Annotated in this window: 5 protein-coding genes; all 5 read left to right on the forward strand. The window is 46.3% G+C overall.

The features are described from left to right. Positions 1–52: 52 nt before the first annotated feature. The 5 genes from BST85_RS01555 (at position 53) to BST85_RS01575 (ending at position 13,735) form a co-directional block, all read left to right on the forward strand. Positions 53–1,597, forward strand: coding sequence for a beta propeller repeat protein (locus BST85_RS01555; protein WP_146090621.1), 1,545 nt, complete (start codon positions 53–55; stop codon positions 1,595–1,597). A gap of 50 nt (positions 1,598–1,647) precedes the next feature. After that, on the forward strand, positions 1,648–4,191 hold the full coding sequence (locus tag BST85_RS01560; protein ID WP_104811654.1) for a T9SS type A sorting domain-containing protein: 2,544 nt from the start codon (positions 1,648–1,650) through the stop codon (positions 4,189–4,191). Positions 4,192–4,354: 163 nt separating this feature from the next. Next, positions 4,355–8,371, forward strand: coding sequence for a T9SS-dependent M36 family metallopeptidase (locus tag BST85_RS01565; RefSeq protein WP_104811655.1), 4,017 nt, complete (start codon positions 4,355–4,357; stop codon positions 8,369–8,371). A gap of 292 nt (positions 8,372–8,663) precedes the next feature. Then, entirely contained in the window at positions 8,664–13,301 is a 4,638-nt protein-coding gene (locus BST85_RS01570; RefSeq protein WP_181039934.1) for a T9SS-dependent choice-of-anchor J family protein, read from the forward strand. Between the two features lie 74 nt (positions 13,302–13,375). Then, the gene (locus BST85_RS01575) at positions 13,376–13,735 is read left to right on the forward strand and encodes a Na(+)-translocating NADH-quinone reductase subunit F (RefSeq protein WP_104813854.1); all 360 of its coding nucleotides are present in this window, start codon (positions 13,376–13,378) and stop codon (positions 13,733–13,735) included. The last annotated feature ends 20 nt before the right edge of the window (positions 13,736–13,755 follow it).

A 13,755-nucleotide genomic window follows, 5' to 3' on the forward strand; every position in this document is an offset into this window, starting at 1 on the left:
TTTGATGCAACCCAACCATCTAACTATTTGATTAACTTCAAAATCAACTGCATTGAAAAAACTACTAATTAAACCCCAAGTATTGGCAGCTGTTGCTACGCTGGGAATCTGCGTAAGCTTAGCCTTATTTAAAACAGGCCAGCTAGAAATTCTTCCTAGACCCATTACTGAACAGGACAATCTAAGCAAACAGTATGGCGAGTTTTTGATGGAACACCCGTTTAGGAAATCGATGAGTTTAACCAAGGCCGAACGACTTGATCTGGGAATTCCTCCAAACAAGTATTATGAGCAGGAGTATCTATATACGTCCGATCCACAGTTGCTCCGTCCAGCGCCAGAACGGTTGAGTGAACTTATGGAAGAGCTCAGCGTCAACTCCAATTTAAAAGCCCCTCCTGGAACTAATGGGAATAATTGGACCGAGCGCGGACCGGATAATGTTGGCGGACGTACTCATGCCCTGATGTTTGCTCCTGGTAGCAATCAGCGAGTCTTTGCGGGTGGAGTTAGTGGTGGTCTATGGATCAATGATAATATCACCAGCAGTTCGACAGTTTGGAGACGTGTAGAAGGGGTCCCTGGCAATTTGGCCATTACCTCTATCACAGTCGATCCACAAGATAGTAATGTCATGTACATAGGAACCGGTGAAGTGTACACCTGGGGAGCTGTGAACGGTAATGGAATTTACAAGTCTACCGATGGGGGAGAGAATTGGGTGAATATTTATAGTGGGGGAACTACGGCAGAGGACAAACTGACATATGTTCAGGATATCGTTGCATGGGTTAATCCATCAACGGGCCTGACCGAGGTATACTTTGGAGCCGATTCTATGGCCTACACTGAAGAAGTGGACGCCAACTCAGGAGGAGCAGGATTTACTTTTCTAGGTTCAAACACCATAGGTTTGTATAGAAGTACAGATGGACAAACGTTCTCGCGTCTTACAGGATCCCTTTATGAAAGTTCTGCCGGTAGTTACTACGCGCCAAATGACTTCGACATTGGTGCAGATGGTAAATTATGGATGGGAACAAAATACAGTTATTATACCGGTGAAGGCGGTGGTCGCGTTTTTTCCAACGACGGAACCGGATGGACTTTGGTCAGAAACCTAGGGGACAATGGTCGTATAGAATTGGCCTGTTCACAACAGAACGCGAATAAAATATATGTTCTTGCCGAGGACAGAACCGACAGTGGAAATCCCGTCAAAATTTACCGAACCAATAATGGTTTCAGTACATTTCCAAATTCATTGAATCAACCGAATGATGCCGATACAGGTATCGATTCCACCGACTTTACTCGTGGTCAAAGCTTTTACGATCTGCTGATCGGAGTTGATCCTAACGATGATACCACACTATATGTTGGAGGAATTGATCTGTTCAAATCGACCAATAGTGGTAATTCCTGGAATCAATTTTCACATTGGTACGGGGGATTCGGATATCAGGAAGTACACGCTGACCATCATGGAATCGCTTTTTCTTCCAGCAGCAGAATTATCTTCGGAAATGACGGAGGTGTTTACTATACCAACAATGGGGGGGCAATACTTTTGCCCGCAATAATGGTTATAACGTAACCCAATTCTATCGGGCGTCCATTAATCAAAGTTCGGCTACAGACGTATTATTGGCTGGAGCACAGGACAATGGTTCTCACTTGGTCATGAGCGCAGGACCAGGGATTAATTCGACTGTTGAGATCACGGGAGGTGATGGTTGCTACACCTTCATCGATCAGGATTTTCAATACATGATCTCGTCTTATGTGTACAACAATTATCGATACATAACCAACGGAGGTGTTTACCTGGGTAATTTTACATCTTACAATGATGGTGATTTTGTGAATCAGACCGGATTAGATAGTGATACCAATGTCATGCTCAGTAACGCCACAAGTGGTTCTACATATCGTATAAGAAGGTGGGCAATCGATCCTTCGGGGCCGTCCTTTACCACTGCTACACTCACTAATCCTGCCTTGGATGCCACACCAATAGCGTTCACACCCTCTCCACATACTAGTGATAGATGGTTGATCGGAACAGCATTAGGTAAGATTCTCCGATTTGACAATATGAGCACTGGATCTCCTTCTGCCACCGATATTTCTATTCCCGGTGCTATAGGAGCCATTTCGGATATTCGATATGGATCCAGTGAAAGTGATATCATGGTCACCTTCCACAACTACGGAGTTACCAGTGTCTGGTATACCAGTAACGGTAATACAGCGAGTCCGAATTGGGTGAGCAAAGAAGGAACACTCCCTGATATGCCTGTTAAATGTATTCTTCAAAATCCACTGGACGCTGATGAGGTGATAATCGGTACGGAGCTGGGTGTGTGGAAGACCAACGACTTCAGCAGTAACTCGCCAACATGGGTTCAATCTCAAAATGGAATGAGTGATGTAAAAGTACTTTCATTCGATTATCGAAGTTCAGATCGGACCATACTGGCATCTACTTTTGGACGAGGAATGTTTACTGGCCAATTTGAGTCCAATAGCTGTACGGCAACCACTGTGTTCAGTAGTAACTGGGACAATGGAACACCGACCAGCTCTAGAGCGGCAATTATTGACACCAATTATGATACTGCTGTTCGTGGAAGTATAGATGCATGCACACTGATTGTACGATCGGGTACTACATTAACGGTAAGAGCCGGCGATTATCTTAATATTGAAGGAGAAATAATAATAGATGGTAACCTCGTTGTAGAGCATCAAGGAGCTGTTGTTCAAAATAGTAAAGATGCTATTGTAACCAAGAACGGAACGATCAATGTAGAGATCACCACGCCTAATCTTCTGCGAGATGATTTCATGGCTATGGGAAGTCCGATGAGTGGAGAGACCATTGCTGATGCCTTTGGTGTTGGTAGGAAGGTGATGCAGCATACCTCTGCTAATTTTATAGCTAATCCAGGAGTTGCTGGCGCCACTAATTTTTCGGACGATAACCGGAACTTTTGGAACAACTATACCGGTTCAATTGCACCGGGAGAAGGCTATTTGGTCTTTCCACAGACCGGTGCTAGCGGTACGGTCGATATGACCTTTAGCCAGGGGACCCTAAACAACGGTGATGTTGTTAGACCGATAGTCTACAACGGGGCCGGAGTTAACCCTGCTGGTACGCCCAACATCTATGCTAACCCCTATGCATCACCGATCTCGGCGGTAGACTTCCTGACCGACAATGGTTTGGACGATGTCTACTTCTGGGAACATCTTACGGCTCCAAGTAATGGAATCCCAGGACCCTACAACCGCAATTATGACATGGATGATATCTCGGTCTACAATCGCTTATCGGGTGGAGTAGCTGCGGCCAATGATGTTGGTACATCGACCCAGCCCAATGGGATCATTTCGACGGCTCAAGGTTTTGGTGTACTAGCCACCTCTGGAGGTAATGTGACCTTTACCAACAGTATGCGCCGTACAACAGGTAATACCACCCTGAGGACTCAAGACTTAGAATTAGACCGAATGTGGTTTAGGGTAAGCAGTGATGCCTATGAGTACCCCTTGGGTAGTAATACGCTGATCGCCTATAGTCCTGAGGCCACCGATGGTCTGGATGGTGGAGACACCAACAGGCTGGATACCTCGGTATCGATTTACAGTACCATCAGTGGAACCAACAAGCATCTGACCATTCAGTCTTTAGAGGAATTCAATGAGGAGGATAAGATCTCCATGGGCTTCTCGACCTTGGTGGAGGCAGACCTGGAATACACCATCACACTGACCCAAGTACAAGGGACACAGCTTGGAGATCGTTCGATCTACCTGATCGACAATCTGCTGGGTACGATCACGGACCTGACCGAGGAGCAATACCGCTTCAGATCAGGACCAGGAGACCAACCCGGAAGGTTTACCCTTCAGTTTGAGTACCGGACACTTTCAACTCCAGAGAGCGAGTTAGAGCGTATAGGTATGTATCCGAATCCAACGGCTGGTATTTTAAATATCACTTCTCCGATATCACCCATTACCCAAGTCACTATTTACGACCTACAGGGTAGAGTGGTCAAGCGTATGTCGCATTCCGATAACATGCTGCAATTGGATCTAAGCGAATTGAATACGGCAATGTATATGGTTCAAATCAAAACCGAAACTGGTCAGATAACCAAAAGATTAATCAAGAATTAAGGTTGACATCATAGACTCTGATTTAAAGGTGGCTCGAGAGAGCCACTTTTTCTAATTTTTAAAATTTTTCATTCGTCCTATAAATGGGTATTTGGTCGACTAACTATTTGAATACTAGTAGTGAATACTTACTTTTAAGGGCCTAATTTGTGAAGCTAATTCTATGAAAATTACATTACTCTCCCGTTCATCTTTATCTTGCTTTCTGCTGTCCGCGTTCATGTTTGTCGGATTAAGTTCCGCATTGGGCCAGAATAATATCGATATAGTCTCGGCTATACAGTCTGGGGATTCCAATCAAATGGTTGTTACCTCGGAGCATATCAGTTCTATTTCTGGCATTCATCATATCTATGTCAGACAAGCACTATCAGGTATTGAGATAGTTGGAACCGAATCAAGCGTTCACCTTGGAAAAGATGGTGAAGCTTTGGTTGTTCACAATTCTTTTGTTCCTTCACCGGCTTCGTTGGTGAGAAATGCATCGGCCAACCTGAGTGCCGAAGAAGCAATTTTGTCCGTCGCACGAGAACGCCAATACGGAGAACCGAATCTCCGCGTAAAAGGCGTTTCTGATGACAGTGATCGGTTGATGTATGACAAATCGATAATCTCTACAGAGGATATACCTGTGCGTCAGGTTTATTTGCTTCACGACGAGCAATTGTACCTGGTTTGGGAATTGTCAATAGCAGAAGTAAACAGCAGTGACTGGCTGGATTTTTTCGTTGACGCAAGTACGGGTAAAATTCTTCGGACGGACAATTGGACCAACTATTGTGAGGTTGGTACATTTAATAACCTATCACGAGCAGAGAGGGCATTAACTTTTGATACAAGATTAGATCAATCGGAAGCCAATGCTTTCAATTTTTCAGCTGTTTCAGGGGGTGATTACACGGTTTATCCAGTTCCATTGGAATCTCCAAACCACGGTAGCCGTTCTACGATTAACGATGCTGAAGATGCCATTGCTTCTCCGTTTGGATGGCACGATACAAACGGGACTGCGGGAGTAGAATACACCATAACCCGGGGAAATAATGTCTACGCTTATGAGGACCGGGATGCAAACAATATTGCAGGTTATAGCCCAGATGGTGGAGGTTCTTTAGATTTTGACTTTCCACTGGATTTCAATCAGGCTCCCTCTGGGTACCAAGATGCGGCTATTACCAACCTGTTCTTCTGGAATAACGTGATCCACGATATGTGGTATCACTATGGGTTTACCGAATCTGCCGGAAATTTCCAACAGAACAACTATGGAAACGGAGGAAGTGGATCAGACTACGTAAGAGCCGAAGCACAGGACGGTTCAGGTACGAATAACGCCAATTTCGCAACCCCATCAGATGGAAGTAGACCCAGAATGCAGATGTATGTGTGGGATCCCGCATCGGTTTCAGACCTGTTAACCATAAATTCTCCCGCGGGAATTGCAGGTGATTACTCAGGTGTGGAGGCTGGATTTGGGCCCGGCATTACTGCAGTGATCACTGCAGACTTGGCGCTGATCGAGGACGATAACTCTGGCGCTTCGACAGATACAAGTGATGGCTGTGATAATGTGATTAACGGCGCAGATTTGTCTGGTAAAATTGTAGTGATCAGACGCGGTTCCTGTGAATTTGGAACTAAGGTGTTAGCAGCCGAAAACGCCGGAGCTACAGCTGTCATTATGGTAAATAATGTTGCTACAGATCCCATTGTCATGGGAGCGGGTGCGGTTGGTGGCAGTGTAACTATACCATCCATCATGGTTAGTCAAGCAGATGGTCAATCACTAATTGATCAACTAGAGCTATCCAATACCGTCAACGGTACTTTACAGCCAGGAGGATTCCAAATAGATGGAGATTTTGATAACGGAATTATCGCCCACGAATACGGTCACGGTGTTTCCAATCGACTAACCAACGGTCCTTCAAGTGTTAATTGTCTTGGAAACGCTGAACAAATGGGAGAAGGATGGTCCGATTATATCGGTTTGATGATGACCATAGAACCCGGTGATTCTCGTGAGGATATTCGCGGAATAGGAACTTTTGCCCTGGGACAGTCAACTACAGGAGACGGAATACGTCCGGCGCCGTATAGCACAGATACGGCGATCAATAATTATACCTATGGTAACTCCAACAGTGGCGTAAGTCAGCCACATGGTATTGGATTTGTTTGGGCAACCATATTATGGGAAATGACCTGGGACCTGATAGACAAGTATGGCTTTGACAACGATTTTTACCAAGGAACAGGAGGAAATAACATAGCCATGGCTTTGGTTACCGAGGGTATGAAACTGCAGCCTTGTAGCCCCGGATTCGTAGACGGTCGCGACGCTATATTGGCAGCGGATCAGGCCCTTTATGATGGTGCAAATAAATGTTTACTGTGGAAGGCATTCGCCAGACGAGGGTTGGGTGCCAGTGCTTCTCAGGGATCCTCCAATAACAGGTCAGACCAAACTGAAGCATTTGATCTGCCTGGGGCAACATGGAACGGATCTGCCTGGGCAGGAAATATTGTTCCGGATCGAGGTTATTCGCTTAACATCCAGGGCGATTTTGATTCCTCAGTGGATGGAGAGCTTATTCCTACCACGACCATCAGAAAAATCGAAGCCTGTAGTTGTACTATTTCGAATAACAGTACGGTTCGTATAAAGGCTGAGGACTACATGTTGATCGATGAGAACATCACCGTCGAATCAGGTTCTACCTTGATCGTAGAGCATCAGGGTGTAGTTGTTCAGACAGACGGAACCGCATCGGTTGTTAACAACGGCACGATCAATGTAGAGATCACCACGCCTAATCTTCTGCGAGATGATTTCATGGCTGTTGGAAGCCCTATGAGTGCGGAAACAGTTGCTGGTGTCTTTGGTGGAGTCAGGAATGTACAATATCACACTCCGGAAAACTTCATTCCCAACACACCTGGTTCCGGAGTGACCAACTTCTCAGATGATAATGGAAACTTCTGGAGACGTTATAACAGTGGGTCTTTGACGGCAGGGGAGGGCTATTTGATCTTCCCTCAGGACAATCCAAGCGGTACTACAGACCTGACCTTTAGCCTGGGGACCCTAAACAACGGTGATGTTAGCCGTCCAATGGTTTTCAACGGCGATGGAGTCAATGAGTATGGAACGCCTAACGTCTATGCTAATCCGTATGCATCACCGATCTCGGCAGATGATTTCTTATCGGCCAATGGGTTAACGGATGTTTACTTTTGGGAGCATATTACAGCACCTAGTTCAATTATTCCAGGCCCATATGCAAGAAATTATTCTATGGACGATATTTCGATCTATAACGACATATCCGGTGGATTGGCAGCGGCCAATGATGGTGGTGGGACCACCCAGCCCAATGGGATCATCTCGACGGCTCAAGGTTTTGGTGTACTAGCCACTTCTGGAGGTAATGTGACCTTTACCAACAGCATGCGTCGCACCTCGGGTAATACGACCCTAAGGACTCAAGACCTGGAATTGGATAGGATGTGGTTTAGGGTAAGCAGTGACGCCTATGAGTACCCGTTGGGTAGTAATACGCTGATCGCCTATAGTCCTGAGGCCACCGATGGTCTGGATGGTGGAGACACCAACAGGCTGGATACCTCGGTATCGCTATACAGCACCATCAATGGTACTAATAAGAATTTGACCATTCAATCCCTGGAGCAATTTGACCAGGAGGATAAGATCTCCTTGGGCTTCTCGACCTTGGTGGAGGCAGACCTGGAATACACCATCGCACTGACCCAGGTACAGGGGACACAGCTTGGAGATCGTTCGATCTACCTGATCGACAACCTGCTTGGAAGGATCACGGACCTGACCCAGGAGAGCTATAGTTTCAGATCAGGAGCAGGGGATCAACCTGGACGCTTCACCCTTCAGTTTGAGTACCAGACCCTGGCTACGGTTCAGAATAAGTTGGAAGCAATCGGTCTGTACCCGAACCCCACCGATGGGGTCTTGAATATTGTATCACCGCGATCACCGATTACCCAGGTTACCATCTATGACCTGCAGGGTAGGGTTGTCAAGCGAATCGATTCAGATCAGAGTAATTTGCAGTTAAACCTGGATCAATTGAATTCTGGAATCTATCTGGTCCAGATCAAAACTGATGCTGGAATGATCGCTAAAAAATTAGTCAAGGAATAATTTCCAAGAACCCAAGTAAAAAAGGTAGTCCAGACGGGCTACCTTTTTTGTTACTAACTACTTATCAAAACTAACCCGCGACATATCGAACCAAAATAACCATTCATCAGATAGAATGTTCCATTCGTCGAGGAACTAGTTGATAATCAGAAGTAAAGACTTATTTTAATAACTTAAACTCGCTAAAGACATTACCATGAGATCCTCCCGACTATCTCGTAAGAAAATTATTCTACCCTTAATTTCTTCAGTTCTCTTATTTTGTTTTCAACTAGATGGAATCGCTCAGGAAATGGGATCCAAGGGCCCGACCTTGATCGATAGATCGGACGGTATGCGGTATGTCCCTTCCTTGACCACCCGTACCGCTCAGTTGATTCCGCATACTGACGTACCGGGTGAGGCCAAAGACGGCAGATCCAAAAGAAATGTTCCTGTTCCTGGCAAAGGGAGTACCGGAGATGACCCTTTGGCGATCAATCCTCACCCTTCCTCTCAGTCCAGGCAGGGAAGAGCACCATCCCTGGTGTTCGATGCCTACACATCGAGCTCTAACCCAACGGACCCTTCTGGGGCATTAGGTCCAAATCATTACTTCGTTGTATTCAATACGGGATTCATCATATATGACAAGAGCGGAAATGACTTGACAGGACAATTGGCCGTAGAGAATATTTTCTCGGCTGGTGGTTGTTGTGATCTGACTGTCTCTTATGACAATGCAGCAGATCGGTGGGTGTTGAGTTATTTGATGGGTGCAGGAGCCGGAGCTGAGATCGCCGTTTCGGATGGACCAAATCCGATAACCGCCGGGTGGTACGTCTATACCTTGTCTGCCATAAATGACTACCAGAAATTGTCTGTTTGGAGTGATGGATACTACATGACGGACAATACCACGGCTACCAATAGGATCTATGCCCTGGAGCGGGATGAGATGCTCTTAGGTAGCGCATCGATCCAGATTATTGGATTTCCCTTACCCGATATAGCCACCAGTGGGTTTTATTCACCCCAGGCCTTTAACGTTTCAAACGATGATCTACCAGCTACCGGAAGTTTACCCATAGTGTATTTGCAAGACGATGCGTGGGCTGGGGTCAGTGATGACCATATTAAGCTCTGGGAAGTGGATGTAGATTGGGTAACTCCAGGAAATTCTACTATTTCGGATCCTCCCCAGGAGATCACCACTGCCGACTTTACATCTGTGTTTGACAATGGAAGTTTTTCCAACCTGGCTCAACCGCAACCTGGAGGTGGGGGTTCCATAGACGCCTTACAGGCTACCATCATGAATCAGGCTCAATTCAGGAGGTTTACTAATCACAACTCTGCTGTCTTCAATTTTGTAGTAGATGCCGATGGCGGCTCCGGAGAGCTTGCTGCCATAAGATGGATGGAACTTCGGCAGGATGCCGATGGCGACCCGTGGTCCTTGTATCAGCAGGGTACTTATACGGCCCCAGACGGACGGCACGCCTGGAATGCCAGTCTGATCATGGACGATGATGGTAACATTGGGATGGGATATACGTCCATGTCTGGACCGAGTACCCCTTCGACGGTCCGCGTTAGTTCATATTATACAGGGCGATTAGCGGGAGATACTCCTGGTTCAATGACGGTGGCCGAACAACTGATCGCGAATGGCGATGGCAACTTCACTACCTCTACCCGCTATGGAGACTACAGTAAGATCGACGTTGATCCCTGTAACGACAAGACCTTTTGGTTTATCACCGAATATATAAGTTCACAGAGAAAGGGAGTTGTGGGAGCCTTTCAAATTGCGCCTCCAGAACCTGAGGTTCGTTTTACCAACAATTCCACTACCGTAGCTGAGGATCCAGATCTCTGCTTTACCGATGTGGCCATTTCTTTGGAAATAGGTGCAGCAGCCACAGCAAATACGGATTTGAACTTTAATATCGACATGACCAGTACGGCAACAAGCGGATTGGATTTTGAGCTACTCAATAGTAACTTAACCTTCCCATCGGGAAGTACGGCCAATCAAGATCTGATGGTCCGGGTATATCACGACGGGCTGGTCGAAGCAGATGAGACCGTCATTATCGATTTCAGTTTAAATGCTAATGGAGGAAACGCTTCCAAGAACACGTGCTCATTAGCACATACCTTGACAATAACCAGCAGTGATACGGCACCGGTCACTGACCAGACCATTACCGTCTTCTCCGATGGTTTTGAGTCCTATTCCGATTTTGCCATCACCCCGGTTGGGGGCTGGACCATGTTAGACAATGATGGGGACAATAGTTTTGGTTCTAACACCTATGATTTTCCCAATGAGAATTATATTGGGACATTTATCATTTTTAATCCAAGTGCCACCACTCCCAGTTCAACCGGAACAGCTTTTGACACCCGCACGGGTAGTAAAGGTTACTACAGTTTCGCATCCACGGGGAACAACAGCGGCACCGTTCAGAATGATGACTATATTTTTACCCCTCAGATATCCTTGAGTGGAACCAGTAGCGAACTTCGGTTTTGGGCAAGATCCGTAACCGATGCATTTGGATTGGATCGATTTAGGGTCGGAATATCAACTACCGACACCAATCCGGCAAGTTTTACATTTATATCCTCCGCTCCTTATGAACAGGCTCCAATTGCCTGGACGGAATATGTTTACGACCTGTCGGCCTATGATGGCAGTGATATCTATATCGCCATTCAGAATGTTTCGGCAGATTCCTTTGTACTAATGCTAGATGATTTCTCGGTAACCACCTTTGTCACCACAGCTATTCAGACCGCGGTTAATATGCCTACGGCGGATGAAATTCAGCTCAATGGTCCTGGAACGGTTTATACCTCAGATAGAATTAGCGGCAATGTGATGATGGACATTGCCAACAAGGACCAGACAGATTACGACTGTATCGATGTATATGTCTCTAGAAGTGGTTCTGGTGCCCAAGCGTATGCCGGTAGTGCCTCTCCTAATCTGGTCACTGATAAGACCTTTGAAATCAGCTCTTCTAATGGGACAAATGAAGGGTTCCTGGACATTAGCTTCTATTTTACCGAAGCGGAGGTTTCCGGCTGGGAAGCAGCTACAGGATTGAATAGGACGGATCTGGTAGCGGCAAGAGGCAGTTCGAGCTCGGCAGAGGAAACCTCGGCCTTGACCATTGGATCTTTTGGTGCCAGTGGCGTAACATTTACCGGATCATTCACAGGAGCAAATGGTACTTTTTATTTCGGTCCCCTGGCTACTTTTCAGTGCAATGGCGTTTTAAAGACGTGGGACGGTACCAGTTGGAGTCCTCCTGGTGCTCCAGACCTCAGGAATTCCGTTGTGATCCAGGGCAATTACGATACGAATTCACACGGTGATATCAAGGCTTGCTCCGTAAGTATCGATCCAGGATCCACTTTGCAAGTGGATGCCGGTGGTTTTATGGATGTAGTTGGGAATATTACTGTCAATGGAAGTCTGATCGTAGAACATCAAGGATCTGTGGTCCAGCGAGAATCCGGCGCGATCGTAACAAATAACGGCACGATCAATGTAGAGATCACTACGCCTAATCTTCTGCGAGATGATTTCATGGCTGTTGGAAGCCCTATGAGTGCGGAAACAGTTGCTGGTGTCTTTGGTGGAGTCAGGAATGTACAATATCACACTCCGGAAAACTTCATTCCCAACACACCTGGTCCCGGAGTGACCAACTTCTCAGATGATAATGGAAACTTCTGGAGACGCTATAACAGTGGGTCTTTGACGGCAGGGGAGGGCTATTTGATCTTCCCTCAGGACAATCCAAGTGGTACCACAGACCTGACCTTTAGCCTGGGGACACTCAATAGTGGTGATATCGTGGTGGATAGAACCTTTAACGGTGCGGGAGTTAATCCCGACGGAACGCCGAACATCTATGCCAACCCATACCCCTCGCCCATCTCCACATCGGAATTTCTCTCTTCCAATGGTTTGACCAATGCTTATTTCTGGGAGCATATCACAGCACCTAGTTCAATTATTCCAGGCCCATATGCAAGAAATTATTCTATGGACGATATTTCGATCTATAACGACATATCCGGTGGATTGGCAGCGGCCAGCGATGGTGGTGGTACCACTCAGCCCAATGGGATCATTTCGACGGCACAGGGCTTTGGTGTACTAGCCACCTCTGGTGGTAATGTGACCTTTACCAACAGTATGCGCCGTACAACAGGTAATACCACCCTTAGGACTCAAGACCTGGAACTGGATAGGATGTGGTTTAGGGTAAGCAGTGATGCCTATGATTATCCGTTAGGTAGTAATACGCTGATCGCTTACAACCCGGAGGCCACTGATGGTTTGGATACGGGAGATGCCAACAGGCTTGATACCTCTGTTTCTTTGTATAGCCAAATAAGTGGTACCAATAAGGCGCTGAGTATTCAATCCTTGGAAGAGTTCAACGAGGAGGATAAGATCTCCTTGGGCTTCTCTACCTTGGTTGAGGCAGATCTGGAATACAACATCAAACTATCTGAGGTTCAGGGAACACAGATCGGAGATCGGTCTATCTACCTGATCGATAACCTGCTTGGAAGGATCACGGATCTGACCCAGGATAGCTATAGCTTCAGATCGGGTGCAGGGGATCAGCCGGGACGATTTACCCTTCAGTTTGAGTATGAGGTCCTTGCCACTGCACAAAACGAGTTGGAGAGTATTGGTCTTTATCCAAACCCGACGGACGGCTTACTGAATATTGTATCACCTCAATCACCGATCACTAGGGTAACAGTCACCGATCTTCAAGGTCGGCAGATCTTGCAGTGGGCCGGTAAGGAGCACGAACAGGTAACGCTTGATCTAACCTACTTGACCGAAGCCGTTTATCTGATCACTGTTCAGACCAGAACCAATCAGCTTAACACCAAGTTGATCAAACAATAATTTTTGTTGGGAAATACCAAATGAAGCAGCCTCTCTCGGGGCTGTTTCTTATTTTTGATATCAAAATAAGCGTGATGGCTCAACCCCTTACCGAACAGGAATTACACAATCTGGCTATGAATATAGTCGGTAAGGAACTGGAGGAATCTGGTTACGAATTCCTGGGTGTGAATTCCAAATTACGGAAGGATCCTCAATTTGTTGCTTTGAAGGATAAGACCTTGCATTTTATCATTGTGCGGGCCATCCGTTATCCTCAGGATGCGCATACCTATGACCCCGTGTTTATGCAGACCATGAAAGAACACGCGCTTAAATTCGAGGCACGGACCTTCTATGCCGGGGTCGGATTAGGTCATGGTTCGGATTATGCTAAGCCAGTAATCAAGGACCAGGCATACAGTATGGTCTATAAAGGATTACAAGAAATATGAAGCGATTAATTCTAATATGT

This window comes from Aureitalea marina (assembly GCF_002943755.1).
GTDB classification, from domain to species: Bacteria; Bacteroidota; Bacteroidia; order Flavobacteriales; family Flavobacteriaceae; genus Aureitalea; species Aureitalea marina.